Below are 26,542 nucleotides of genomic sequence, written 5' to 3' on the forward strand. Positions count from 1 at the left end.
ACGCCCCTGCCTTTCCGGCAGCAGAACCGCGGAGACCGTGCGCAAGCGGTATCCCAGCACACTGCACGGGTCGGGAACCCGTGCGCTCCACCCGCACCTGGAGCTATTCGACGACCTTGACGTCCTTCCAGAACGCGACGTAGTCGGTGAAGTCCTTGCCGACGCGGTCGAACGCGGTCGGGTACGGGTTCGGGTAGCGCCACGCGCGGTCGGGCAGCACGTCGTTGTCCACGGTCACCGTCAGGTACTGGCACTCGCCCTTCCAGGGGCAGGTGTAGGGCGTCGGGCTCGTCGAGACGTAGTCCTCGTTGACGCTCGACGGCGGGAAGTACCAGTTCCCCTCGATCTTGATCAGGTCCTCCACGGGTGCCTCGGCGATGACCGTCCCGCCCACCACTGCCTTCATGTGTCTCCCGATCCGCGTGTCCGGGCGCCGCGCGTCGGCACCGGCTGCCATCAGACGCCCTGGACGCCCGCCGAGCAACCTGACCCACTCCCCACCCACCCGGCGCGGGCGCGGCGAGAACGGCAGTTCCACGCGAGAACGGCAGTTCAGACTGCCGTTCTCGCGCCGAACTGCCGTTCTCGGGGCCGAGGCATCGGCCCGTCGCCGGGTCCGGTCAGCGACCTTCGAGCTCGTCGAGCTCTACCTGGAGCTCGTCCAAGGGCGCGCGCCGTGCCTGGGCGGCCGCGACGGCGGGGTCGAGCTCGCCTAGGATCACGGCGTCGAGCAGGTCCCGGTAGCGGGCCGCGGTCTCCTCGACGGCCTCGACGGACGCGATCAGCAGGAGGCCGAGAGACTCGACGTCGAGCTCCAGGTCACCCAGCAGGACGGGCGAGCGGTAGGCCACCGATCCCGTCGAGAAGTCGATCTCGAGGGCGGCGTCCAGCAGGTCGGACGTCGCGCGCAGGATCAGGGCGCACACGTCCGCGAACTCGGTCGCCGGCACGAGGGTCGGATGCACGACGTAGAACGTCACGGCACGCGCCACCGGGCGCACCACGCCGAGCACCGAGCCGATCGTGGGGTCCACCGACTCGATGTCGATCGCCATCAGGCTCGCGTCGATCTGCAGGTCTCGGCCGGCAGACGCGAGCGCGTCCGCCACCAGGGTGAGGAACGGATCCTCGCTCACGGGGCCACCGGGACCGGCGCGGGCGACGAGGGTCTCGACGGGGCGGCCTTGGCGGACTTGTTGCGCAGCGCCTCGCGCAGGAACTCGATCCACTCGGGCCTGTTGCGGCGCGGCGTGCGCTTGAGCTCGGCCTCGATCGCCTGTGCGGTCAGCGAGTCCGTGAACTTCTTGATGTCCGGCGGGCTCGCCTGGTCCTTGAGCTGCAGGTCGCCGACGACGCACACGACCCCCGGCGGCAGGGACTCCGTCTTGCCCAGCGCGGAGGTCTTCTCCTTCAGCATGCCGCGGTTCTCGGACGCGAAGAGCTGCCGGATCCGCCAGCCCAGGCCGCGGTCCGTCTTGGTGTTGGCGCCGAGCTTGCCGTCCTTGGCCTGCTGGTTGCGCTTCTGGGCGAGCTCGTCCGTCTCGGCCCACGCCTCCGACACGCCCGCGAGCGCACCGGTCACCGGCTTGGCCTTCTTCTTCAGGTCCTCGAACATCGACTGCGGGTCGGCGTTGGTGTCCATGCCCTCCAGCACGACCGCACGGATCTTGACCAGGAGCGCGTCGTTGCTCGTCTGCTCCTCCTTCGCGTCCGGCTTCGCCTTCGGGTTGAACGGCTTCACCGGGCGCGGCTTGATCTGCCGGACGTAGTCGGGCGTGATCGGCTTGCCGTCGATGCGGTAGTTCGAGAGGAACTGCTGGGCGGTCCTGTCGCCGGCGGCGGCCTTCATGATGATGCCGTCGACGGCCATCTTCGGGTGCTTCTTCAGCTCGTCCTCGGCGCCGCCCTCCAGGTGCATGACCGCGGACTCCTTCTCCGCCGTCTTGGCCATCTGGTTGAGCAGCTTGCTCGCGATGTAGTGGGCGATCTTGTGCAGGTTGTCGATGACGGCCGTGGCAGCCTTGATCGCCGCGGGGACGCCGAACCCACCCGCCGAGGCCACCTGGGCGACCGACGTGCTGAAGTTGATGATGCTCACGCCCAGCGACCAGCACTGCTGCTCGAGGTGCTTGGTGTAGACCTGCGACACCTTCATCAGCGGGTACACCATCACGTTGACCTTCTCGCCGCTGCCCGCACGCGCCTCGAACATGGTGAGGTCCGTCTCGCGCTGCCGCATGCCCGCCGAGGCCACCTCGGTGACGCCCCGCACCATGGCGAGCGCCGACGTCGCGATGTCGAGGCCCGGGATCACCTGCTTGACCCCGTCGGCCACGCCGCTGTCGATGAGCTTGGCCAGGTTGGCGGAGTTCTTGGCCACGCTGACCAGCCCGTCTAGCCCGACGGCTCCGGCCTTGGTGGCCTTGAGGGCCTCGTACGGGTCCTTCGTGCTCCACGCCTGCTGGGCCGACTCGACCATCTGCATCGCGGACTGCACGGCCGTCATGAGACCCGACAGGATGCCGGTGACCTGGCCGATGCCGAACTTGGCCTTCGTCGCGTCGGACTGCGGGAGCGACTGGTCCTTCCAGCTCGACTGGCCCGTGGCGAGCTGCTTGTTGGCACGCTCACCGCTGCGCACGGCCTCGCCGACGCCCTGGTCGACGACGCCCGGCAGGTGCGTGGTGAACTCTTTGTCCTTCACGACGCCCTGCTGCGCGCGCAGGCCGGCGTCCTGCTTGGTGCCGACCATCCCCGCGATGCCACCGCCGAGGCCGTTGATGACCGTCTTGCCGAGGCCGACACCCGAGCCGACGGTCTTGACGGTGTCCAGCGTCTCCTGGGTGTGCTCGGGCTTCTTCTCGGCGCCGGCGCGCTTGGCCGGGTCGAGGAGCATGAGGTTCTCCTCGATGGTCGACGCATCGCGCTTGGCCTGCTTGTCGCGCGCGGCGACCCGGCCCTCCGCAGCGGTGAACGCGGCCTGGTCCAGGGGACCGTCCTTCGGGGGGAGCAGCCCCTGGTCCTTGACCGGCATGCCCTTCTTGATGAGCTCGTACGCCTCGTCCTGCGCGAGCACCTCGCTGCGCTTGGGGTCCTTCTTCATCAGGTCGTTGCGGTGCGTGACCATGCGCTCGTAGGCGGCCTCGACCTCCTTCGGGAGCATCTTGACCTTGAGGACCGCCTTCTCCTGCTCCGCGGCGCTCTCCGTCCCGGCGGCCTCGCCCCGCGCCTGGCGCACCTGGATCACCAGGCGCTCGGCGGCCGTCTCGCGCGGCGGGCGGACGGCGTTGAGGTCCTTGTACTCGCCCTTCCACACCTGGTCGTAGGCGATCTCCGCGCGCTTCTCGTCGGAACCCCCGAGCTTCTTGGCCTTCAGCTGCTCGAAGACCTCCTTCTCGCGCAGCAGGGCCGCGTCGAACCGCTGCGTGAGGCCGACCACCCGCGCACTCGTCGCGTCCTTGGCCATCGGCACCTGGCCGGCGTCGTTGACCTTGCCCGAGACCGGCGCCTGCGGCGCGTCGCTGGTGGTGTCGTACAGCTCGGTCGTGAGCGCCTCGCGGCCCGCGATGCCCTGCTTGCGCGACTCCTTGAGGCTCGCCTGCTCGGTCTTCTCGGTCTTCTTGCTCTGCTTGACGCGGGCGGCCTTGGCCTCCTCCTCGCGCTTGGCGGCGGCCTTGGCGGCCTTCTCCTCGGGGGTCTTCTTCTTGCCGAAGAGGCGGCGTGTGGTGGCCGGCGCCGTGCCGCCGCCCTCCGTGAGGACGTGGGCGATCTCGTGCGCCAGGACCTGCTCGCCGGCGGGCGTCTGGGGGGCGAACCGCCCGGCGCCGAAGAAGATGTCGTTCCCGGTGGTGAACGCCTCGGCGCTCATCCCGGCGCTCAGCGCGCTCGCCTGCGCGTCGTCGTGCACGCGCACGTGGCCCAGGCTCGTGCCGAACCCCGTCTCCATGCGCCGGCGCACACCGTCGGGGAGCGGGGCGCCGTCGCCGCGGGCGGACTCGATCCGGTCGCTGGACGCCTCGTCGAGGGCGCCGCCGGCGAGGCCGACGGTCGCTGCCGGGGTCGGCGTGGCCGACCGGCGCAGGTGGCCGCACCCCGGGTCGTGCGCGTGGGCGTCGGGGCTCGCCCCTGCGGTCGCCTGCGACCGGTGCAGCCGGTCCAGCGCGCTGTCCGCCATGCGGTCCGCGGCGTGCTCCGCGGGGTCCTCGGCGTGCCCGACCGTGAGCCCGGGGACGGGTGCGGGCGACGCCGGGCCCGACGCGATCGGCGTCGACGCCGTCCGCTCGGCTGCGGGCGCGGACTGCGTACCCGCAGCGACGGGAACGCGTGCGTCGTGGCTGCTCACAAGGACCTCCGGGCAGTTCGGGCGAGGACACAGATCCCCCAGGCTCAGGGTGCCGGTGCGTAGGCCGCCCGACATCAGTAAGGGGTACGCAGGTTGCCGTGTCCAGCACAGATCACCCGTTCGCCCCCGCCGCACCGTCCCCGGAAATCGGCCAACTCGACCGATCCGTCCGACGACGTGGTGCAGCGGGCCACCGCCGCTCCCTATCGTGAGTCCGTGACCTCGCTCAACCACCACGTCCGCGACGCCCGCGAGAAGGCCGGGCTGAGCCAGGGCGAGCTTGCCCGGAGGTCCGGTCTTCACCCGACGTACATCTCGCACATCGAGCGCGGGAAGCGTGAGCTGGGCGGTCAGGCACTCGCCCGGGTGGCTGCGGCGCTCGGCGTCTCCGTCGCGTTCCTCCTCGAGGGCGAGCGAGCACCCGAGTACCGGCTCGCGGAAGGGGACATCGTCGCCGCGCGACGCCTCTCGCGGTCGGGGGATCCCCGTGCGGCGGTCGGGCTGCTCGCGGCGACAGACGTGTCACTGCTCGACGTCGACACCGCGGCACGGGTCGGGCTGGCCAGGGCCGAGGCGCTCGACCTGGCCGGCGACCTCGAGGCGTCGATCGCGGTGCTCGAGGACGTCTGCGGGACGTTGCTCGCCGCGCGCCGCTACACCCAGGCCGGCTACGCGGCCATGCGGATCGTCATGGCCCTGACCGAGTTCGCGGACGTGCACCGTGCCGTCCAGCGCGGCGAGGAGCTGCTCGCGCAGCTGCCCCCGGAGGTGGCGAGCTCCGACGAGGTCGTCCGTCTGGAGTCCACGGTCATCTGGGCGTACATCGCCCGCGGCGACACCACCTATGCGCGCGTCCGCGGCCGTCAGCTGCTCGAGCGTACGAAGCGGCAGGGAACACGGCAGGCGGTCTCGTCCGTCCACTGGAACCTCGCGTTCATCGACGACGCCCTGGGCGACATGGATGCGGCCCTCGTCCAGCTCGACGCGGCGATCGCCCTGGCGGACACCCGCGAGGCCAACCGCGACCTGCCCCGGCTCCGGCTCGACCGGGCTTTCCTGCTCGTCTCGGTGGACCCCCCGCGCGCGGCGGAGGCGCTGCGCGAGCTCGACGCCGCTCAGATCGCGCTCGAGATCGACGAGTCCCGGGTCGAGCTCGCTCGTGCCGCAGCCGTGCGGTCCCGAGCCACCCTGCTGCTGGGAGACGTGTCCGCCGCCCAGCGGCACGCCGTCCAGGCCGTCGAGCTGTTGGGCGACGGTGTGCGCCGCGACGCGGCGGCCGCCCACGAGGCGCTGGGCGACGCGCTGCTGGCGCAGAGCTCGCGGACCGAGGCCGTGAAGGAGTACCGCTACGCGGCCGAGCTGCTCGACATGATCTCGTCGGGCCGGTCAGCGGCAACCCTCTGGAGGCGCATCGGGGACCGTCTGCGGATGGCGGGCGACGACGACGAGCGGGTCGTCGAGGCCTACGCCCGTGCGCTCGCCGCGGCCGGGATCCGCGGTTCGGTGGGGCTCCCGCCGCAGGTCTGAGCCGGGTTGTCTATACCCGCATCGGCTCGCGTCATTGCGCCACAGACACAGGGTTGGGGACCATGCGGGGTGTACCGGAGAGTCCGGACGCCCCCTGGAAGGTTCCCCCATGAAGAAGCTCAGCGTCTCCCTCGTCATCGCACTGGCCGCCGTGACCGGTCTGGTCGGTGCAGCCGCACCCGCCGGCGCGGCCCACGTCCTCGCCTCACCGTGCTGCAAGATGATCTGAACCTGTCGATCGACGCGTCGCCGCGCTCGGCCCCCGGGGTGCGGCGACGCCGGCACGCCCGCTACGACCCGTCGTCGGTCCAGCGGGCGTCGCCGGTACGTCGACCGAGCTTGGACATCTCCCGCACGGTCGCCGCGCGCACGTCCCGCATCCCGACCGCGCGCTGCTCGGCGACCGCGTCGTAGGCGGCCGCCAGGACGATGTTGCGGATGTCGCCGCCGGCCACCTCGAGGCTGCGGGCCAGGAAAGCGATGTCCATCGGGTCGTCCGGGTCGGTGTGCGGGAGCTGCGCCAGGTGGTGCTCCCAGAGCATCTGGCGGGTGGGCTCGTCGGGGTCCGGGAAATGGACCATGAAGTGCAGCCGACGGGCGAAGGCCGGGTCGAGGTTGCCGCGCAGGTTGGTCGCCAGCACCGTGATGCCCTCGGACGCCTCCATCCGCTGCAGCAGGTAGGAGACCTCCTGGTTGGCGTACCGGTCGCGGGCGTCGGAGACCGAGGACCGGCTGCCGAACAGCGAGTCGGCCTCGTCGAAGAACAGCACGGCGTTGAGCGACTCCGCCTGCGTGAAGACGCGTTCGAGGTTCTTCTCGGTCTCGCCGATGTACTTGTCGACGACCGCCGACAGGTCCACCTGGAACAGGTCCATGCCGAGGGAGTCGGCCACGACGTGGGCCGCGAGAGTCTTGCCGGTCCCGGGGCTGCCCGAGAACAGCGCGCAGATCCCGCTGCCCTTGCCGCCCTTGCCCTGCAGCTCCCCGAGCGCGAGCACCTCGTCGCGGTCGCGGGCCCAGCCGATCAGCCGCTCGACCTCGCGGCGCGTGTGCGTCGGGAGCACCAGGTCGTCGAGGGTGGCGGGGGACTCGCTCGTGCGGACGCGCGGGCCGTGCGCGCTCCCGAGCCGGCGGGCGGCCAGGCGCACGTCGTCAGGCTCGACCGTCCGGCCGTCCCGCGCGGCGTCGGTCTCGGCGCGTCGGCCGACGGCGCTGATCTCCTCGGGCGTCATCCGCAGCGTGAGCACGTCGCGGGTGGTCGCGTGCTCGCCGACGACGCGGTGCCACTGGTCCGCGCGCTCGTCCCGGGTGAGCCGCCCGGCGACGACGGCCGCGGGCAGCCCGACGGCCCACCGCGGGTCCCAGGGGGTCCGGCCGACCGCGATCACCGGTACGACGGCGTCCAGGTCGCCCAAGATCTCGGCCGCGAGGTGCGCGCCGGCGAGCACGAGCACGCTGCCGTCGAGGCCGGCCTCCAGCACGAGCGCCCGAGTGGTCTCGCGGACGAGCACCGGATCGGTGCCCAGGCCCGGCGCGACCGGGAGACGTTCCAGGTCGCCGACGAGACAACCGACCTCCACGTGGCGACAAGCCGCGACCGCGAGCGCGGTGCCGGCCGTGCCGACCGGGGCGTGCACCCAGACCAGCTGCTCGCCGAGCGTCATGGCGCCCGCGACGTCGAGGTACCCGTCGACGTCCACCGGCTGCGGGTCCCGTAGCACCCGGGCCACCAGGTCCGGCACCCGGTGCGAGCCGAGCAGGCGGGCGACCACGCGGTCCGGGACCGTGAGGCGTCGGGCCAGGAGGACGTCGTCGCCCACCAGCGTGAGCAGGCCGCGGCGCTGCAGCGGGCCGTCGTCGGTCAGGCAGGCCCGCGCAGCCGCGTCGACCACGCTCGCGCCGGCGAGCTCGAGGGCGAGGGCGGCGGTCGGGCGTGCCGGGCCCTCGTCGCCGGAGAGCAGGCCCAGCAGCAGGTGAGCGCTCGGGTGCAGCTCGGCCAGCAGCGCGATCTCGAGCAGCGCCTGGTCGGTCGACGAGAGCCCGAAGATGTCGCCGACGACCGTCAGGTGCTCGGCGGCGGCGCCGATCGGGTCGTCCAGCTCGAGCGCGTCGAGCGCCGCGCGGGCACGGTCCTCCGGGGGCCATGGGGCGTGCTTGGCTCGTCGGTCGACGGCGTCGCGTAGCGCGGTGGTGCTCGTCATGGTGTCCCTTCGTCGGCCGCCCCGTCCGTACTCTCCCCGGTCGGCCGTCGCGCGTCGAGCCTCGGCGCGCGATTCCGCCCGCATGCACGCCGTCCCGACGTGCTCCGCGCCGATCGAGGACTCCCGCAGCCGGGTAGGCGGCGCGTGCGACGACGTCGCCTCCCGTCGTGTCGCTCGCCGCTGCTCCGTTCCAGTGACCCGCCCGGGACGGGCGCCAGTGTGATCCATGTGCGAACGCGGTGAGTCTAGAAGAATGTCACTGAAGTCGTTCTATAACTGACTATTGCGTCCTGGGGCGGCCCCCCGCGGGAAAATCACGTGAGGGCGGCTGCAACTCATTCCGGGCGCGGAATGACTGAGCACGGGTGGCCGCTAGCCGCATGATCCTGCGGATCGACGTGTGATACGTCATGCGATCAGATCACCCGGCAATCTTCCCTGGACGTTTGACCAGGAGGGATTTGTGCAGCAGACTCATCCCGACGGTGCGCATCGCCTGCCCCCTGCGCGGTGCGCACCGTCTTTCACTTCCGAAGGGCGCGGCGGATCAGTTGATCCGGTCCGCGCCCTTCGTGCGTCCGACCCGCGAGCGGCGCGTCCGGCGGCGCGGTGCGGTCGCCTCGGCGCGCCCTCCCGGGCGAGGGACCGGTGCGCGGCTAGCGTTCCAGCGTGACCGTCCCCGCGCGCTCCTCCGGCTCGGGGCCCGACCAGGCTCCCGAGTCCGCCCTCACTGTCGACGACTCCGCTGACGCTGCCGTCGCGGACGGAGCCGACGTCGCAGCCGACAATGCGATCGCCCTCGTCGAGCCCCCCAGTCCCGCAGAGCTCCTCGAGAGCGCCGTGGCCACGTGGCGGGCCGCGCTCGTCGAGGCGGCGGGCGGTTCGACCCTCGTCGACGTCGAGCTGCTGGGCGAGGCCGCGCTCGACCTGTCGGCGGCGCACCCGTCGGGGATCTCCCAGCTCTACGCCGGCCGCGAGACGCGGCTGTCCAACCTCGTGCGGGAGGGCGCAGCGCTGTCCACCGCGCGCCGCCGGGCCCGCGCCGTCTCGGCGCGGGCGGCCGTCTACGCGCAGCGGTACGGGATCCTGCCCACCTCTCTCGCGATCGGCGTCGCCACCTGGACCGAGCGGACCACGCCCGACGTGGCCACCGACGACGTCGCCGCGCTCGCCACGGTCACCCGTCAGCGCGACCAGTCCGCGACCGAGCAGCCCGACGCGCCGCCGCGCACGGTGCGCGCGCCCGTCCTCCTGCGTCCGGTGAGCCTGAAGGCGCGCGGGTCGGGGGAGAGCGACTACGAGCTCGCCCTCGAGCCCTCGCTCGAGGTCAACCCGGTGCTCGCACGCGCGCTGCGGTCGCGCGGCGCCCTGCTCGACCCCGGCGCGGTGGCCCGCGGCACGTTCACCTCCAACGGGTTCGACCCGCGGGGCGCCCTGCAGCGCCTGGCGTCGTTGGGCGAGGCCGTGCTCGACGACTTCTCGCTCACCGAGCGAGTCGTGGTGGGCACGTTCGTGCACCCGGGGCAGATCCTCGTCGACGACCTCGACAACCTCTCGGGCACCCTCGAGCGCCACGAGGTGGTCGCCGCGCTGGCGGGCATCGACACCGACCTTCGTCGGCCCCTGCCCGAGCCGGTCCCGGGCGACCGCGACCCGGCCCTCGAGCGCGGCGTCGGCGACCTGGACCCGGCGCAGCAGCACGTGCTCGACGTCGTGGCCACCGGGACGCACCTGTTCGTCGACGCGCCCGCCGGCGCCGACGTGACGGGCACGCTCGCGGCCCTCGTCGCCGATGCGGCCGCGTCCGGCCGCACCGTCCTGTACGTGCCCGGCCACCGCCGCGCGGCGACCGCGCTGGCCTCCCGGCTCGCGTCGCTCGGGCTCGGCGACCTGCTGCTCGACGTCGCGCCCGACGCCGGCTGGCGTTCGGCCATCTCGCGCCGGCTGCTCGGCGCGATGACGCTGGAGGCACCCGCGATCGACGCGCAGGGCGTCGTCGCCCTGCGCTCCTCGCTCGTCGCCGAGCGAGAGCGCCTGCGCGGCTACGTCGACGCCCTGCACGCAGAGCGCTCCCCGTGGGGCGTGTCCGCCTACGACGCGCTGCAGCAGCTCGCCCGGCTCACGTCCACCCGCCCGACGCCCAGGACGACGGTGCGGCTGAGCACGGACGTCGCCCGCGTCCTGGACGCCCCTCGTCGTGCCGAGCTCACCGCCGACCTCGTGCGCGCAGGCGAGCTCGGGGCGTTCCAGGTGCGGCCCACCGACACCCCCTGGTACGGCGCCGACCTGCGCACGAAGGCCGACGCCGACACAGCCGTGCGCCGCATCGAGCGGTTGCTGGACGGCATGCTGCCGGGACTGGTCGAGCGGACCGCGCAGGTGGCCGCCGAGACCGGTCTGGTGCAGGCGACGACCGTGCACGCCTGGGTCGAGCAGCTCCGGATGCTCGACGGCGTGCGCGCGGCGCTCGACGTGTTCCAGCCGATCGTCTTCGAGCGCACCGCCGCCGACCTCGTCACCGCGACGGCCTCCAAGCAGTGGCGCGAGGAGCACGACGTGCCCATGGGCTACTGGCTGCGGCGCCGCCTGCGCAAGCAGTCGAAGGACATGCTGCGCCCCGGTCGACCGGTCGCCGACCTGCACGCCGCCCTGCTCGAGGTCCAGGCCCAGCGCGAGGTGTGGCAGGCGCACTGCCCGTCCGGCGGCTGGCCACGGCTGCCCGACGGGCTCGAGACGATCGAGGAGGAGTTCGCCGCCGTGCGGGCCGACCTCGACGCGCTCGACGAGGTGCTCGCGGGCACGCCGCTCGGGGCCGGCTTGTCCGGTCTCGCCTTCCCGGTGCTGATCGAGCGGCTGACCCGGCTGCGTGCCGACACCTCCGCCCTCGAGACGCTGCCCAGCCGTACCGGACTGCTGCACCGCCTGCGGTCGGCTGGCCTCGGCCCGCTGGTCGAGGACCTGGCCTCTCGCCGGACCGACCCCGCGCTGGCGCCCGCCGAGCTGGACCTCGCCTGGTGGAGCACGGTGATCGAGCAGATCCTGGCCGACGACCCGGCGCTCGCGGGCTACGACGGCACCGCGCTCGGCGCGCTGTCGGCGCATTACGCGACCCTCGACCGCGCCCACGTCGACAGCCTGCCCGGACCGGTGCTGGCCTCCGTGGTCGGGCACATCGGCACGACCCTGCGCCAGCACCGCGACCAGGCAGAGGCGCTGTTCGCCGACCTCGTCGAGGAGCGGCTGACCACCCTGCGCGACACGGTGACGCGCCACCCGGACGTCACCCGTCGCCTGCGTCCCGTGATCGCGGCCAGCCCGATGCTCGTCCCGCAGGTGCTCCCGCCGACGCGCACGGTCGACCTCGTGGTCCTCGACTCGGCCGCCCACCTGCCGGTCGAGGTCGCGCTCGCCGCGATCGCCCGCGGCCGCCAGGTGGTCGTCCTCGGCGATGCCCGGTGCGCCTCCAGCACCGCGGTGGGCGCACTGGCCGACGTCCTGCCCACCGTCGCTCTGCTGGCCGACGCGTCGCGGCGCGACCCGTACCTCACCGCGTTCCTGGCCGCGCACGGCTACGCCGGCGTGCTGCGCCCGACGCCGCTGCCGCAGCACCGGCCGCTCGTGCACCTGGACCTCGTCGACGGCACCGGGATGCCGGACCGGGCGACCGGGATCATCGACTCGACGCGCGAGGAGGTCGAGCACGTCGTCGAGCTGGTCCTGACGCACGCGCTCCTGCGTCCCGACGAGTCGCTCGCCGTCATCACCGCGACGCCCGGGCACGCCGAGGCCGTCCGGGAGGCCGTGCTCGGCGAGGTCCGCGCCAACCTCGCGCTGGCTGCGTTCTTCGACGCCGGTCGCGCCGAGCCGTTCGTCGTGACCGACCTGCCGAACGTCGCCGGGCTCCGTCGCGAGGCGATCATCGTGTCGGTCGGGCTGGGCCGGACGCCCCACAAGCGGGTGCTGCACTCGTTCGGACCGGTCTCCGCCCCGGGCGGCGACGCCCTGCTGCTCGACGCCCTCGGGTCCACGCGCCACCGGCTCACCGTCGTGTCCTGCTTCGGCGCTGACGACCTCGACGCGACCCGGCTGCGCGGCGCGGGCCCCCAGCTGCTCGGCGACCTGCTCGCCTTCGCCGCCCGGCGCTCCGCCGGCTCTGCCGACGCCGACCTGGTCGCACCGCGGTTCACCCCACCCGACGCCGCTGTGGCGGTGGCCGTCGCGCCCGGGTCGTCGGCCTCGCTCGACCTGCCCGTCACCGAGCCCGACCGGCTGCTGCTCGACATCGCCGAACGCCTGTGGAAGCACGGCCTGCTCGTCGAGGCCGACCACGGCATCCCCGGCGGGGAGCGCATCCCGCTCGTCGTCGGGCACCCCGACCTGCCCGACGAGATGCTCGTCGCCGTCCTGACCGACGACGCCGAGTACACCGCCGAGCCGTCGGTCCGCGTCCGCGACCGCCTCACCGCAGACCGCCTCGAGCGCGTCGGCTGGTCGGTCGTGCGCGTCTGGTCCGCCGCCGCCTTCATCGACCCGCAGGCCGAGGTCGACCGGATCCGCCGCGCCGTGCACGCTCGCGTGCCGGCACCGGCCAGCCCCCGCAGCGGCCCGTTGCACCTGGGCCTGCCCGGCCAGCTCGACCAGTCCGACGAGGTCGACGACCTTCCGACGCAGGACTCTGTCGCCACGGCTGCCAGTACGACGCCCGCCGAGCCGGCTCCGGTCGATGTCGGGGACCTCTCGGCGACGGACCCCGACCCCGAGCTCGCGTTTCAGACGCCCGACGGGCCGGCCGAGGACACCGTCGCGACGGCGACGGACGAGCCGCAGGTCGAGTCCGTCGACCCGGTGAGCACGCCGCTGCCCGCCCAGGCCGAGCCCCCGACGACGTCGGGCGCGCTACGGGTGCAGTCCGACGGTGTGCCGACGACGACCGGCGCGCTGCCCGTCCACCCGGACGGCTCCGTCTCGACGGACTCCGGGGCGTTCGCATCCCACCCGGACTCGGGTCCGGTCCGCTCGGTGCCCGCGCACCCGGTGCTGGTCGACTCGGTGCTGACGGGTTCGCTGAGCGCCGCAGCCGTGCGCGCCGAGGCCGCTCGTCCGGCCGCCCCCTCGGCTCCCGTGTCGCGGGCCGCCCACAGCGCGCCGCGCGGGATCCCGGTCCAGGCGCCCGCCGCCGCGACGGCGCCTGCCGTCGGACAGACCGTCGAGGAGTCCGCCGCGACCCCCGACGAGCCGGCCGTCGAGGAGCCACCCGTGAGCCGGCCGCTCCAGCTGGCACTCGCCGTCCCGACACGTGAGCGGCCCGACGTCCGCAAGGGTCTGCCGATCGGCGCCTACAGCGACGACCAGCTGGACGAGCTCGTCGCCTGGCTGCGGTCCGACGAGCAGGAGCGCAGCCGCGAACAGCTCGCCTCCGCCCTGCGCGACGAGCTCGGCGTCACGCGCCGCTCCTACCGCATCGACACGGCGGTCCGCTCCGCTGTCTCGCGCGCCTGGTCCTAGCGGGCCGAGGGCAGCCGAGCGGGCGCGAGCCCTCCCGGCACGACGGTGCCCGCGCGCGAGCGGAGCGGTGGGATCATCGACGGGTGGGGCACTCGGGTGATGCGGGCGGCGACGTGCCCGTGCGTCGGTCGCGACGTGCGGTCCGGCATGCGGGGACGGTCGGCGGCGACGACGCGAACCTCGTCTCGGTCCTGCCGGCGATGTCGGGCGAGGTCGACGAGGTCTCGCCGGCTCCGGCCGAGGTCGACGGGTCCGCCGCGAAGGGTGCGCGGACGCGCGACCTCGACCGCAGCGCCGACGACACGGACGTGGGCTGGGGCGACGGCGACCACGGCTCCGACGACGACCGACTGACCAGCGACAAGCCACCGCACTGGTGACACCGGCCCGGCCGGCGACGAGTCGGCGGGGTTGGGCCGACGCCGGGAGCGCGAGCTCTCAGGTGGCGGGCGGGATCGACGGCGGGAGCTGACCCGAGCGGTCCGGGTGACCCACGTCGGGGGAGTCGGCACCCGCGTCGTGGGAGACGGCCGGCGACGGGCGCCCAGCGAGCAGGTCGCGGATCTCCTGGAGCAGCAGGATGTCCTCGGCCGGTGCGGCGGGCTCCTCCTCGGCACCGGACTTGCGCCGCGAGGCCAGCGCGTTGAGCGGCAGGACGACGAGGAAGTAGATGGCTGCCGCCGTAAGGACGAACGTCATCAGGGCGTTCAGGATCACGCCGACCTTGATCGGCTCGGCGGCAGCGTTGCCCGGCCACGTGTAGGGCCCGATGTTCCAGAGGTTCTCGAGGTTCGGCTGGCCGAAGATCCAGCCGATGAGCGGGCTGAGTAAGAAGTCCTGGATCGCCTTGATCACGGCCGCGAACGCGACGCCGATCACGAAACCGACCGCCAGCTCGATCGCGTTGCCGCGCGAGATGAAGTCCTTGAAGCCCTGGAACACCTTGGCTGTGCCCTGCAGCGTGTCGCCCGCTCCGCGCAGGCCGCTGCCGATCCGATCCGTCATGGGTGCTCCTCGTGGAGGGGTGGGCTGGTCGTCCGAGCGACGCCGCGGGGGTGCACTGCCGGTCGGTCGATCATGGCACGACCACCGCGGACAGCAAGGCGGAGGCGGCGGCGCCCGCGAGTGCTGGGGCCTCGTCAGGGGACACCGCGAGGAGCACCGGGACCGAGTCGTCGCCCGACGGACCGCTCCCTAACAGCCCGCCCGACGACGTCGGCCGCCTCGCCACCGGCAGGACGAGCGCCCGCCGGGCGACCACCCCACCCGGTCCGCCCTCGGCGGTCGCCGCCAGGACGTCGACGCGCATGCCGGGCGAGAGGAGGCCGGCGACCGCAGGGTCGGCGAACCGCACGGTGGCCACGACGGTGCCGGTCGGGCCGGAGACGTCGTCAGACGCGAGCACGCCCGGCCCGAGCGGGCTCCCGGCGCGCAGCGGGACGGCCGTCGAGGCGCCCACCGCAGCGGCGACGGAGGTCAGGGCGCCGTCGGGCACGACGCCGACCGGGAAGCGTGCGATGCGGACGTCCGACGCGTCCAGGGTGACTCCGGCCGGCACGGCACGGGCCGCGACGACGACGCCGGTCGTGGGGGCCTGCGGCGGTCGCAGCGCGTGCACGGTCGAGGCCGCCGCGACGCCGAGGCAGGTCGCGCAGACGAGGAACCGGCACCGCCAGAGCAGCACGCGCAGGCGGATCGACGCGGGTCGGCGCCGGGTCGGGAGAGGCGGAGGTCGGCCGACGTGATCGCGCATGGCCCGACCGTAGGAGGCCAAGGGCGCCCGCGGACGCGTGACGGCCGTTCAGGCGCCGGACGGGGGCTGAGGTCGGGTCGACGCCCGAACGGCCGTGCCGACCCGCCGGGTCAGACGCCGGTCAGGACGACGCGGCCGGCTTCGCAGCGGCGGGCGCAGGGGTCGAGGTCGTGGACGACGACGAGCCGGACGACGGGCTCGACGACGAGGACTCGGAGGAGGAGCTGGAGGACGAGGACGACGACGAGTCGGCCGACGACGTCGACGGCACCGGGCTCAGCGTCGACGACTTGGCACCGGCGCGGGCGTCGTTGCGGTAGAACCCGGACCCCTTGAACACGACGCCCACGGACGAGAACACCTTGCGCAGGCGACCGTCGCACTCGGGGCACACGGTGAGGGACTCGTCGCTGAACGACTGGACGGCCTCGAAGGCGTGACCGCAGACGGTGCAGGCGTAGGCGTAGGTAGGCACGAAGAACGTCTCCTGGCAGGTGGTCGGCGGCGCAGGCGATCAGAAGAAGAACCTGGCACTCACAACATCCGAGTGCCAATCGTAACGGCAACGGACGCCACGACATTCCGAGCGAACGTCCGGGGTGACGGCGAAGTACCCTCCGAAGCGTGCCTCGTCGTCACCTGGTCCGTCTCTCGTTCATCACGGTCGCCGTGGTGCTCGTCCTCGTCCTCGTGGGCGTGGTCGTCGCCGGCTTCGTCGTGGTGCGCCGCCCGCTGCCCGAGGTTGCGGGCACGCTCGAGCTCCCGGGACTGGGCGCCAAGGTCACGGTCACCCGCGACGCCCGTGGGGTGCCGACGATCACGGCCCGGTCGTCGGACGACCTGTTCATGGCGCAGGGCTACGTCGCGGCGCAGGACCGGTTCTTCGAGATGGACTACCGCCGGCACGTGACGGCGGGCCGGTTGGCGGAGCTCGTCGGCAACGTCAAGGAGGCCGTCGACGCGGACAAGGTCACCCGGACGCTGGGCTGGCGACGCGTCGCCGAGCAGGAGTGGAAGCAGGCGACGCCCGCCACGAGGAAGGCGCTGCAGGCGTACGCCGACGGCGTGAATGCCTACCTGGCCGGCAAGCCGAAGGGCGCGATCGCGGTCGAGTACACGATCCTCGGCCTCCAGCTGGACATCCGGGACCCGGAGAAGTGGGACCCGGTCGACTCGCTGGCCTGGCTCAAGGCGATGGCGTGGGACCTGCGCGGCAACTACGACGACGAGCTGGGCCGTGCGGCCGCGTTCTCCACGATCGGCGACGTCGCCCGCGTCGACCAGCTCTACCCGGCCTACCCGCAAGCGCTGAACGCGCCGATCCTCACGGGCGCGGACCTGCCCAGCACGGTGACGCCCGCGGCGGCCACGACCAGCCTGAACCTCTCGGACGACGACCTCCAGCGGGCGATGGCGAGCGCCCGCAAGGCCCTCGAGGCCGTGCCCCACCTGATGGGCGACGGGGAGGGCGTCGGCTCCAACTCGTGGGTCGTCGGCGGTGCCCTGACGGTGTCGGGCAAGCCGCTGCTGGCCAACGACCCGCACCTGGGCATCTCGGCGCCGGGCGTCTGGGAGCAGGTCGGCCTGCGCTGCGCCGACGTGTCGGCCGCGTGCCCCTACGACGTGTCCGGCTTCTCGTTCGCGGGCATGCCCGGTGTCGTCATCGGCCACAACGAGCACCTGGCGTGGGGCCTGACGAACCTCGGGGCCGACGTCAGCGACTTCTTCCTCGAGAAGGTCAAGGGCAGCTCGACGGTGGTCGACGGTGGCACGCAGCCGATCACCACCCGGACGGAGATCATCAAGGTCAACGGCGGTGACATCATCCGCCTCCCGGTGCGTGAGACGGTGCACGGCCCGATCGTGTCCGACGTGCTCGACCTCGGTCCGGTGGCCGCGGCGCCGGTCCCCGTGGATGCGCCTGGGAGCACGTTCGCCGTCGCACTCGAGTGGACCGCGCTGCAGCCGGGCACCAGCATGCAGGCCCTGCTGGCGATGGACGTCGCGTCGGACGCCGACGACATCCGGGCCGCAGCCGCACTGCTCGACGTGCCTGCGCAGAACATCGTCTTCGCCACGACGGACGGCCACATCGGCTACCAGGCACCCGGCAAGATCCCGATCCGTGCCGACGTCGTCGGCGGACCCGTCCCGTCGAACGGCACCTGGCCGCGCCCGGGCTGGGACAGCGCGTACGACTGGCAGGGCTACGTCCCGGCCGACGAGATGCCGCGCACGCTCGACCCCGCCGCCGGGTTCATCGTCACCGCCAACAACGCCGTCACCCCGGCCGGGGTGGGACCGTTCCTCACCGACGACTGGGACTACGGCTACCGCGCGCAACGGATCCGGGACCTGATCACCAAGACCCCGACGCACAAGCTCACCGCCGCGGACATGAGCACGATCCAGTTCGACCAGCACAGCCCGTACGCCGACATGCTGGTGCCGATCCTGCTCCAGCAGCACATCCCGACGGCGTTCGACCGGGACGGCCAGAACCTGCTGCGCAGCTGGGACCGCGTGCAGTCCGACGACTCGGCGGCGGCGGCCTACTTCGCGGCCGTGTGGGCGGACGTCATGAAGTTCGCGTTCGCCGACGACCTGCCCGACGGTTACGACCCGGACGGCGGTTCGCGCTGGCTCGAGGTCGTCCGCTCGCTGCTCGACGACCCGACGTCGCCCTGGTGGGACGACAGGTCGACACCGGGTGTGGTCGAAGGACGCGACGAGGTGCTGACCCGCGCCATGATCTCGGCGCGTCGAGAGCTGACGGCCCAGCTCGGCCGCGACGCGTCGCAGTGGCGGTGGGGGAAGCTGCACACGGCGGCGCCCGAGCACCTCGTGCTGGGTGGGTCGTCGGTGCCGGGCCTGGTCCGGGCGCTGGTCAACCCGGCGCCGCTCCCGGTGGGCGGCAGCTCCTCGATCGTCGACGCCACCGCGTGGGACGCGAGCACGGGCTCGTTCGGGGTCACGGCGGCGCCCTCGATGCGCATGGTGGTCGACCTGGGAGACCTGGACTCGTCGACGTGGGTGACCATGACCGGTGCGTCCGGGCACCCGGGGAGCGTGCACTACACGGACCAGTTCGGACCGTGGTCGCGCGGTGAGACGTTCCCGTGGCCGTTCTCCGCGGCCGCGACCCAGGCGGACGCGAGCGACGAGCTGACGTTGGTCCCTAGCTCGTGACGCCCGCCCCGAGCAGGTGCCACTCCTCGGGCGTCGCGACGGCGTCGACCGTGCGGTCGTGGCGCTCGCTCGGCAGCGGGCGCAGCTGCGCGTCGTAGAGCTCCTCGGGATAGACCAGCGCGACGACCGGGACGCCCGGCCGCAGGTGCTCGAGCGCTCGGTCGTACCAGCCGCCGCCCTGACCGAGCCGTGCGCCGCTCGTGTCGACGGCGAGCGCCGGGGCGATGACCACGTCGGCGTCGGCGAGCGCCTGGGCGCCCAGGGTCGGCCCGCCGGGCTCGGGCGGCCGTCCTGGTGCGCGCTCGCGCAGGTCGTCGGCGCCCGCGTACTCCGCCCAGTCGCGCTGCAGGCCGCTGCCGAGGACGGGCATCAGGACGCGCACCCCGCGGGCGGCGAGCTCGTCGAGCAGGGGACCCGTGCCGGGCTCGGTCACCCGGGCGGCGTAGACGGAGACGCAGCGCGCGTCCTGGACCGCGGGGATGGTCAGCACGACCTTGGCCAGCGCCTGCGCAGCCTCGTCGCGACGCCGGGCCGACCGAGCCTTGCGCGCATCGCGGATGGCCAGCCGCAGCTCCTCCTTGACGTCCTCGACGTCGGCCCCCTCGGCGACGTGCGGATACGGCTGGGCGACGCTGCTCATGGGTCAAGTGTCGCACCACAGACCGTTCGGGTGGTCCTCCCCAGGGCGGACGAGTGACCTACGCCACTGCGGGCGGCGTGGCGCGCCGGTAGGGTCCCCAGATGACAATCCAGAAGGCAGTCATCCCCGCCGCGGGTCTGGGCACCAGGTTCTTGCCCGCCACGAAGGCGACTCCCAAGGAGATGCTCCCGATCGTCGACAAGCCGGCGATCCAGTACGTGGTCGAAGAGGCCGTGCGCGCGGGTCTCGACGACGTCCTGCTCATCACGGGCCGCTCCAAGCGCTCGCTCGCCGACCACTTCGATGCCGCCCCGGAGCTCGAGCAGGCGCTCGAGGCCAAGGGGGACACCGAACGGCTGGCCAAGGTCCGCGCGTCGAGCGAGCTCGGGCACGTGCACTTCGTCCGGCAGGGCCAGCCCAAGGGCCTCGGTCACGCGGTGCTGCAGGCCAAGCACCACGTGGGTCACGAACCGTTCGCGGTCCTGCTCGGCGACGACCTGATCGACGAGCGCGACGAGCTGCTCAGCACCATGCTCACGCTCCAGGAGCGCACGGGCGGGTCCGTGATCGCGCTGCTCGAGGTGCCACCGTCGCAGATCTCGCTGTACGGCTGCGCGGCGGTGGAACCGTTGGCGGGTCAGGGCAGTGGTGGGGACGCCGACCAGGTCCGCGTCACGGCGCTCGTCGAGAAGCCGGACGCCGACGAGGCCCCGAGCAACCTCGCGATCATCGGCCGGTACGTCCTCAACGCCGCGGTGTTCGACGTGCTCGAGCGCACCGAACCCGGCCGCGGCGGCGAGATCCAGCTGACCGACGCGCTGGCGACGCTGGCGGACCTGCCCACCGAGCAGGGCGGCGGCGTCTACGGGGTGGTGTTCCGGGGTCGTCGGTACGACACCGGCGACCGGCTCGACTACCTCAAGGCCGTCGTCCAGATCGCCTCCGACCGCCCCGACCTGGGACCGGACTTCCGCTCGTGGTTGACGGAGTATGCGACCACGCTGGACTGACGGGCCACGCGGGTCGCTGCCACGGGGCAGAATGCGCGCATGAGATCGGTGCAGGACCACCTGGCGGCCGTGCTCGCCGCCGTCGGCCCCGTGTCGCCGCTCGACGTCGTCCTGCACGACGCGGTGGGCTGCATCCTTGCCGCCGACGTCGTCGCCACGAGCGACCTGCCCGCGCTGTCGGTCGCCGCACGCGACGGGTACGCGGTGGCCGCGCACGACACCTCGCAGTCCGGCTACGCGACCGAGGCCCCGCTGCCGGTCGCGCACGACGTCCGGCCCGGTCAGGGCGGCCCGCTGCGGCTCGTGCCCGGGACCGCGGTCCGGATCGCCTCCGGCGCGCCGTTGCCGATCGGTGCCGACGCGGTGGTCCCGCTGGAGGAGACCGACCGGGGCGCCGCTCGGGTCTCGATGCAGCGGCCCGCGGTCGCGGGCCAGCACGTGCGGCCCGCGGGCTCGGACGTGCGGTCGGGGGACGTGGTGCTCGAGGCGGGCACGCGGCTCGGCGCCCGGCAGCTCGCGCTCGCGGCATCGATGGGACGTGGGCGGCTGCGCGTCCACCCGACACCCCGGGTCGTCCTGCTCTCGATCGGCGACGAGCTCGTCGAGCCGGGCAGCACGGGCACGCTCCCGGGCGCGGTCTACGAAGCCGACGGGCACGCGCTCGAGGCCGCCGTCCGGGACGCCGGTGCCGCATCCGTGCGGGTGGCGTCCCTTCCCGACGACCGCGCGGTGCTGCGCGAGGCGCTCGAGGACCAGCTGGTGCGCGCCGACCTGATCATCCTGACCGGCGGGCTGTCCGAGCTCACGCACGACACCGTCAAGGACGTCCTGGCCCCGATGGGCACGGTGCGGCTCGACCAGGTCGCGATGACCCCCGGGCACCGGCACGGGTTCGGGACGTTCTCCGGCGAGGACGGCGACCGCGCGGTGCCGATCTTCGCGCTGCAGGGTCACCCGGTCGCCGCGCAGGTGTCGTTCGAGGTGTTCGTACGTCCCGCGCTGCGGGCGATGGCCGGCCACACCGAGGTCTTCCGGCCGTCCGTCGCCGCCCTCGCCGAGACCGGCTGGATCTCGCCGCCCGGCCTGCGCCAGTTCGTCCCGGCCACCGTGCTCGGCTCCCCGGACGAGGGTTACCGGCTGACCCCGCTCGGCGACCCGGCGGAGCCGAGCATCAGCGCGCTGGCGCACGCCAACGCCCTGGCCGTCGTCGGCGAGACCGAGCTGACCGTGCACCCGGGCCAGACCATCCACTGTCTGGTGCTCGAAGGGTGACCGCGGTCGGATGGCCCGCCGTCCTGGTCGACGGCGACGTGCGGCTGCGCCCGCTGCGCCGGCGCGACCAGGACGCCTGGATGGACCTGCGAGCCGTCAACTCGAGCTGGCTGGAACCGTGGGACGCCACCAGCCCGACACCCGTCACCGGGCCCCGGCCGTCGTTCGGCGCGTTCGTGCGCACGCTCGCGTCGCAGGCCCGCGCCGGCACGACGCTCCCCTTCGCCGTCGACCTCGGCGACGCGCTGGTCGGGCAGCTCACCGTCTCGTCCATCACCTACGGGTCGTTGCGGTCCGCGGCGATCGGCTACTGGGTCTCGGAGCATGTGGCCGGCCGCGGCATCACGCCGACCGCCGTCGCCCTGGCCACCGACCACTGCTTCGGGGTTCTCGGCCTGCACCGCGTCGAGGTGAACATCCGGCCCGAGAACGGTCCGTCGCTGCGGGTCGTCGAGAAGCTCGGGTTCCGCGACGAGGGCCTGCGCGAGCGGTTCCTGCACATCCAGGACCGCTGGTGCGACCACCGGACCTTCGCCCTGACCGTCGAGGACGTGCCCGAGGGGCTCCTCGCGCGCTGGCACGCGCGCCGCTGATCTGGGCCGCTCGCCCACGCAGGGGCGACGCCCCGGGCCCGACACGCCGCCGCCCTCCCCGGTCGCGGATGTCCGGGCGCCTACCGTCAGGGCGTGAACGATCTCGCAGGACCGGTCGCGCTTGCGCTGGTCGGCCTGTGGGTGGCGTACCTGGTGCCGCACAAGCTGCGGCACCGGCAACAGCTGCTCGAGTCCCGGGCGGACGACCGGTTCTCCGAGGCGCTGCGCGTGGTCGCGGTGACGACCCGTCCGGCCTCGGTGGCGGTTCCCGCCCTGGCCTCGGTGGCCGGCAGTACCGCGGGGCTACTGACCCCGGGCAAGGGCCTTCCGGTGCAGATCGGGAGCGCGACAGGAGGCACCACCGTGGACCGACCGCACGGCACGCAGGACCGGATCACCGCTGACGCCGCGCGGCGCGCCGCCCAGGCGCGGGCCGCTCGCGCCGCCGCCGTCACCCGTCGCGCGGCTGCCGCGCGCCGTCGTGCCGCCCTGGCCGGCGTGCTGCTCCTCGCGACCGTCGCGGGCTGGGCGGCCGTGGCCGTCGCGCCGACCGTCGGATGGGTGGCCGGCGTCGCGCCGACCGTCCTGCTCGGCGCCGTCCTCGTCCTCGGCCGCCGCGCCGTCCTCGCCGGCCGCGAGGCCGACGCGGAGTGGGAGGCACGGATCGCCGACGAGCGCCGCGTCGCCGCGTCGCCGCGCACCGGCGCCCAGCGCGCCGTGGCCACCGCGGCCGCTGCCTCCGCGGCCCGGGTGACGACGACCGCCCCCGCCGCGTCGTCCGCGCCGCTGCCCGCGAGGACCGCGCCCATCGCGAGGTCGGCGCCGCTGGTCAACGCGCCCGCCGCGACGACCGTCCCGGCCGGCGCGAGATCCGCGTCCGCGGCGCCCGGCGCAGCCAAGTCCACGAGGTCCGCGCCCGCCGCCGCGGTCGCACCCGCGCCGGGCGCCGACGCGCCGGCGGTCGCGCCGGAGCCTCGCGGGTCGACGCTTCCGTTCGTGACCGGCCGCGCCGTCCACCCCTCCGACGCGAGCACCGAGGTGTTCGAGCGCATCGTGGAGGACAAGGGCGAGACCGGCGGTCCGGCCCGGCACTCGACGGGCGCGATCCCGGTCGTGCGTCGCTCGACGCTCACCGAGCCTGTCGCGCAGGTCGGCGACGCGACGACCGGTGCCACGACGTCGAGCGAGGACGATGCCTGGTCCCCGGTCCCGGTGCCGCGCCCGACCTACACGATGAAGGCGTCGGCCCCTCGTCGTGAGCCCGCCCCGCTCGAGAACCTCGAGGGGTCCACCGCGGCCCGTCCGGCCTCCGCCGAGTCGACGCCTGACGAGCGCGCGCCGCTGGAGGCCCCCGTCGAGACGACCGGCAGCCTCGACCTGAACGCCGTCCTGGCCAAGCGCCGCGCCGCCGGGGAATGACTGCCGCGGGACCCTCGTCGTGGAGCCGGTGACGAGGACGTCGGCCGGCCGGTCGATTTCGCGAAGCGAGCGGCCGTGGTGTTAGTCTTTAGCCCGCTCGCGGGGCTGTGGCGCAGTTGGTAGCGCGTCTCGTTCGCAATGAGAAGGTCAGGGGTTCGAATCCCCTCAGCTCCACCCGCAGACGACGGCGGCCCCCCTCGGGAGGCCGCCGTCGCCGTCTGTCCGGACGCGCCCGCACGACCCTCGTCGCGCAGGATCTACAGGATCGACCGACGACGACCCCGCCGCGACACCGCGGCGACGAACACGGCCGCCAGACCGACCTGCAGCAGGAGCTCGATCCAGTCGACGCCGGGGGTGTTCCGGTCGCCGATCAGCGTGGCGAGCCACGTGCCGACCAGTGCGGCGACGATGCCGATGATCACGGTCACCAGCCACGAGATGCGCTGCTTGCCGCGCACGACCAGCCGACCGAGGATGCCGATGATGGCGCCGATGATGATGGCGCTGAGGATGCCGTTCTGAGTCATGGTCCAGCTCCTTGATCGACGACGGTCCCCCCACGACAACTAGCGAAGATAGAGCGATACGGCCGGCCCCGCGCGTCGAACCGGGCAGACTGACGCCCGTGACCCGGGTGCGCGCGTGGCTGGATCCCCAGGTCATCGTGGTGCTGGCGGCCCTGGCGCTGGGACTGTTCGTCCCGGCGGCGGGGAGCGTGGCGCAGGGGTTCGACACCCTGCGCACGGTCGCGATCGTGTCCCTGTTCTTCCTCTACGGCGCCCGCATGGCGACCCGCGAGGTCTGGGACGGGCTGCGCAACGCGCGCCTGCAGGGGCGGATGCTCGCGGCGACGTACGTGGCCTTCCCGATCCTGGGCCTGCTGGTCCAGCTGGTGCCGGGGCTCGACGACCAGACGAGGCACGGTCTGCTGTTCCTGAGCCTGCTCCCGTCGACGGTCCAGTCGTCGGTGGTGTTCACGTCGATCGCACGGGGCAACGTCGCGGGCGCGATCACGGGTGCGACGATCTCGAACCTCGTCGGCATCGTCGTCACCCCGCTGCTGGTCGGGCTGCTGCTGGTCCATGGCCGGGGCACCACCGACGTGTCCGGCATCGTCGGCCAGCTCCTCCTCCCGTTCGTCCTGGGCCAGCTGGCGCAGCCATGGATCGGGCAGTGGTTGCGCGCGCACGCAGGCGTGACCAGGGCGACGGACCGCGCGACCATCGCGCTCGTCGCCTACGTGTCGGTGAGCGAGGCCACGAACGCTGGCGCCTGGGACCACGTCACGGCGAGGTCGCTCGCGATCCTGGTGACCACGTGCGCGGTCCTGCTCGCCGCGATGCTGACCCTCACCTGGTCGGGCGGTCGCAGCCTCGTCCGACCCGACCGCGTCGCTCTGCTCATGGTGGGCTCGAAGAAGAGCCTGGCCACGGGCCTGCCGATGGCGGCCGTGCTGTTCACCCCGGCGGTGTCCGCGAGCGTCACGCTGCCGGTCGTCGTCTTCCATCAGCTGCAGCTCGCGACGTGCGCGGTGATCGCTCGCCGTCTAGCGTCTCGCGTCGAGTAGCGTTTCCCCGGCGACCCCGCGCCACGCACAGACCCCAGGAGCCTCGTGCCCGCCGTCCCCGCCGTCCCCGCAGTCATCCCGAAGCCCGCACGCCTGGAGGCGACGGGTGACGAGCCGTTCGTGATCTCGGAGTCGACCACCGTCGTGGTCGACGGTCGGCCCGACCTGATCGGGATCGCGGTGCTCGCGGCCGACCTGCTCGGACGGGTCACCGGCCGGTCGATCGAGGTCCGGTACGCCGACTCCGACGCCCCCGACGTGGTGCGGTTGCGGCTCACCGCTGCCGAGGGCGACGCCGACGAGTCGTACAGGCTCGTGTCGACGGCCGGACGCGTCGAGCTCGTGGCGAAGTCGCCGGCCGGGCTGGTCCGCGCGATCGTCACGCTGCGCCAGCTGCTGACCGCCGCGCCGGACGGTTCGTTGCGGGTCCCGTCGGTCATCGTCGAGGACGCGCCGCGCTACCGCTGGCGCGGGCTGTCCATCGACGTCGCGCGGCACTTCGTCGCCAAGCGCGACCTCAAGGTGCTCATCGGGCTGATGGCCCACTACAAGCTCAACGTGCTGCACCTGCACCTCTCGGACGACCAGGGGTGGCGCCTGCAGGTCCGCTCGCGCCCGCAGCTGACGCGCCTGTCCAGCAGCACCTCGGTCAACGGGGACCCGGGCGGGTACTACTCGGCCGACGACTACGCGGACATCGTCGCGTTCGCGTCGGCGCGCGGGGTGCGCGTCGTGCCGGAGATCGACGTCCCGGGTCACGTCAACGCCGCGACGCACGCGTACGGGAACCTCACCCCGAGCGGCGAGCCGACCGACGCCTACACGGGCATCGAGGTGGGCTTCAGCCGGCTGTACGCGGACCTGCCCGCGACGGGCGACTTCCTGCGGGAGGTGTTCGCCGACGTCGCCGCGATGACCCCCGGCGAGTACGTGCACATCGGTGGCGACGAGGTGCTGACCATGGAGCCGCAGGAGTACGCGACGCTCGTCGCGGCGGCGTCCGCGGCGGTCCGCGCGGCCGGCAAGAAGGTGGTCGGGTGGCAGGAGATCGCGCACACGCCGCTCGAGCCGGGCACGGTCGTGCAGTACTGGGACACGCGCGTCGAGCCCGAGCCCTTCGCCGCGGCCGCGCAGGCGGGGGCCCTCTTCCTGATGTCGCCGGGCAAGCACGCCTACCTGGACATGAAGTACGACGCCGACACCGTCCTCGGCCTGGAGTGGGCCGGGCACATCGAGCTGCGCGACGCCTACGAGTGGGAGCCGTCGACGCTCATCCCGGGCGTTCCGGCGGAGTCCGTGATCGGCGTCGAGGCGGCGATCTGGACCGAGACGTTGCGCGACCTGCACGCCCTGACGTCCATGCTGCTGCCGCGCCTCGCGGCGATCGCCGAGGTCGCGTGGACGGTTCCCGAGGATCGCGACTGGGACGACTTCCGCGCACGGATCGTCGACCAGGGACCGTTCTGGGACCGGCTGGGTCTGTCCTGGTACCGCAGCCCGCAGGTGGACTGGTAGGTCAGA

19 protein-coding genes and 1 tRNA gene are annotated in these 26,542 nt (G+C 73.3%); 11 read left to right on the top strand and 9 right to left on the bottom strand.

What is annotated here, in order from left to right; genetic code table 11:
• Positions 1-103: 103 nt before the first annotated feature.
• From ACPPVS_RS02670 to ACPPVS_RS02680, 3 genes are all read right to left on the bottom strand, one after another.
• Complete coding sequence (locus ACPPVS_RS02670) at positions 104-406, bottom strand: DUF427 domain-containing protein (protein ID WP_426594431.1); 303 nt, start codon at positions 404-406, stop codon at positions 104-106.
• 214 nt (positions 407-620) lie between these two features.
• Positions 621-1,136 carry a hypothetical protein gene (locus tag ACPPVS_RS02675; RefSeq protein WP_426594432.1) on the bottom strand — a complete coding sequence of 172 codons (516 nt, stop codon included), beginning with the start codon at positions 1,134-1,136 and terminating at the stop codon, positions 621-623.
• A complete protein-coding gene (locus ACPPVS_RS02680) occupies positions 1,133-4,342 on the bottom strand; it encodes an eCIS core domain-containing protein (protein WP_426594433.1) in 3,210 nt (1,069 codons plus the stop codon). The genes ACPPVS_RS02675 and ACPPVS_RS02680 overlap by 4 nt, the downstream gene beginning before the upstream one ends.
• Before the next feature lie 216 nt (positions 4,343-4,558).
• Between ACPPVS_RS02680 and ACPPVS_RS02685 the strand changes: the two genes are divergently transcribed.
• Positions 4,559-5,869, top strand: coding sequence for a helix-turn-helix domain-containing protein (locus ACPPVS_RS02685; protein ID WP_426594434.1), 1,311 nt, complete (start codon positions 4,559-4,561; stop codon positions 5,867-5,869).
• Positions 5,870-6,159: 290 nt separating this feature from the next.
• Here the strand turns inward: ACPPVS_RS02685 and ACPPVS_RS02690 are convergent, their stop codons facing one another.
• Positions 6,160-8,070, bottom strand: coding sequence for an ATP-binding protein (locus ACPPVS_RS02690; protein WP_426594435.1), 1,911 nt, complete (start codon positions 8,068-8,070; stop codon positions 6,160-6,162).
• Positions 8,071-8,739: 669 nt separating this feature from the next.
• Between ACPPVS_RS02690 and ACPPVS_RS02695 the strand changes: the two genes are divergently transcribed.
• Both ACPPVS_RS02695 and ACPPVS_RS02700 read left to right on the top strand, forming a co-directional pair.
• Positions 8,740-13,575 carry a hypothetical protein gene (locus ACPPVS_RS02695; RefSeq protein ID WP_426594436.1) on the top strand — a complete coding sequence of 1,612 codons (4,836 nt, stop codon included), beginning with the start codon at positions 8,740-8,742 and terminating at the stop codon, positions 13,573-13,575.
• Positions 13,576-13,658: 83 nt separating this feature from the next.
• Positions 13,659-13,955, top strand: coding sequence for a hypothetical protein (locus ACPPVS_RS02700; RefSeq protein WP_426594437.1), 297 nt, complete (start codon positions 13,659-13,661; stop codon positions 13,953-13,955).
• Between the two features lie 58 nt (positions 13,956-14,013).
• Here the strand turns inward: ACPPVS_RS02700 and ACPPVS_RS02705 are convergent, their stop codons facing one another.
• The 3 genes from ACPPVS_RS02705 to ACPPVS_RS02715 all read right to left on the bottom strand — a co-directional run bounded on the left by ACPPVS_RS02705 (position 14,014) and on the right by ACPPVS_RS02715 (position 15,803).
• The gene (locus ACPPVS_RS02705) at positions 14,014-14,580 is read right to left on the bottom strand and encodes an MscL family protein (protein ID WP_426594438.1); all 567 of its coding nucleotides are present in this window, start codon (positions 14,578-14,580) and stop codon (positions 14,014-14,016) included.
• Between the two features lie 70 nt (positions 14,581-14,650).
• The gene (locus ACPPVS_RS02710; RefSeq protein ID WP_426594439.1) at positions 14,651-15,328 is read right to left on the bottom strand and encodes an SAF domain-containing protein; all 678 of its coding nucleotides are present in this window, start codon (positions 15,326-15,328) and stop codon (positions 14,651-14,653) included.
• A 121-nt stretch (positions 15,329-15,449) separates the two neighbouring features.
• A complete protein-coding gene (locus tag ACPPVS_RS02715; protein WP_426594440.1) occupies positions 15,450-15,803 on the bottom strand; it encodes an FmdB family zinc ribbon protein in 354 nt (117 codons plus the stop codon).
• Positions 15,804-15,952: 149 nt separating this feature from the next.
• On the opposite strand from ACPPVS_RS02715, the gene ACPPVS_RS02720 reads away from it, so the two are divergent.
• On the top strand, positions 15,953-18,517 hold the full coding sequence (locus ACPPVS_RS02720) for a penicillin acylase family protein (protein WP_426594442.1): 2,565 nt from the start codon (positions 15,953-15,955) through the stop codon (positions 18,515-18,517).
• Here the strand turns inward: ACPPVS_RS02720 and ACPPVS_RS02725 are convergent.
• Complete coding sequence (locus ACPPVS_RS02725) at positions 18,507-19,157, bottom strand: 5-formyltetrahydrofolate cyclo-ligase (protein ID WP_426594443.1); 651 nt, start codon at positions 19,155-19,157, stop codon at positions 18,507-18,509. The genes ACPPVS_RS02720 and ACPPVS_RS02725 overlap by 11 nt on opposite strands.
• Before the next feature lie 101 nt (positions 19,158-19,258).
• On the opposite strand from ACPPVS_RS02725, the gene galU reads away from it, so the two are divergent.
• The 5 genes from galU to ACPPVS_RS02750 all read left to right on the top strand — a co-directional run bounded on the left by galU (position 19,259) and on the right by ACPPVS_RS02750 (position 23,625).
• Complete coding sequence (gene galU, locus ACPPVS_RS02730) at positions 19,259-20,167, top strand: UTP--glucose-1-phosphate uridylyltransferase GalU (RefSeq protein ID WP_426594444.1); 909 nt, start codon at positions 19,259-19,261, stop codon at positions 20,165-20,167.
• Positions 20,168-20,206: 39 nt separating this feature from the next.
• A complete protein-coding gene (glp, locus tag ACPPVS_RS02735; protein ID WP_426594445.1) occupies positions 20,207-21,439 on the top strand; it encodes a gephyrin-like molybdotransferase Glp in 1,233 nt (410 codons plus the stop codon).
• Entirely contained in the window at positions 21,436-22,032 is a 597-nt protein-coding gene (locus ACPPVS_RS02740) for a GNAT family N-acetyltransferase (RefSeq protein ID WP_426594446.1), read from the top strand. Before glp ends, ACPPVS_RS02740 begins: the two co-directional genes overlap by 4 nt.
• Before the next feature lie 93 nt (positions 22,033-22,125).
• Positions 22,126-23,451 (top strand): hypothetical protein, encoded by a 1,326-nt coding sequence (locus ACPPVS_RS02745; protein WP_426594447.1) that lies wholly within the window; start codon positions 22,126-22,128, stop codon positions 23,449-23,451.
• Between the two features lie 101 nt (positions 23,452-23,552).
• Positions 23,553-23,625: transfer RNA gene (locus ACPPVS_RS02750), tRNA-Ala, on the top strand.
• An 83-nt stretch (positions 23,626-23,708) separates the two neighbouring features.
• Here the strand turns inward: ACPPVS_RS02750 and ACPPVS_RS02755 are convergent.
• On the bottom strand, positions 23,709-23,981 hold the full coding sequence (locus ACPPVS_RS02755; protein ID WP_426594448.1) for a GlsB/YeaQ/YmgE family stress response membrane protein: 273 nt from the start codon (positions 23,979-23,981) through the stop codon (positions 23,709-23,711).
• A gap of 98 nt (positions 23,982-24,079) precedes the next feature.
• Between ACPPVS_RS02755 and ACPPVS_RS02760 the strand changes: the two genes are divergently transcribed.
• Positions 24,080-25,021 (top strand): bile acid:sodium symporter family protein, encoded by a 942-nt coding sequence (locus ACPPVS_RS02760; RefSeq protein ID WP_426594449.1) that lies wholly within the window; start codon positions 24,080-24,082, stop codon positions 25,019-25,021.
• 45 nt (positions 25,022-25,066) lie between these two features.
• Positions 25,067-26,536, top strand: a complete 1,470-nt coding sequence (locus ACPPVS_RS02765) for a beta-N-acetylhexosaminidase (protein WP_426594450.1) — start codon at positions 25,067-25,069, stop codon at positions 26,534-26,536.
• The last annotated feature ends 6 nt before the right edge of the window (positions 26,537-26,542 follow it).

It is taken from the genome of Cellulomonas sp. McL0617 (assembly GCF_049994875.1).
Lineage (GTDB): Bacteria > Actinomycetota > Actinomycetes > Actinomycetales > Cellulomonadaceae > Cellulomonas.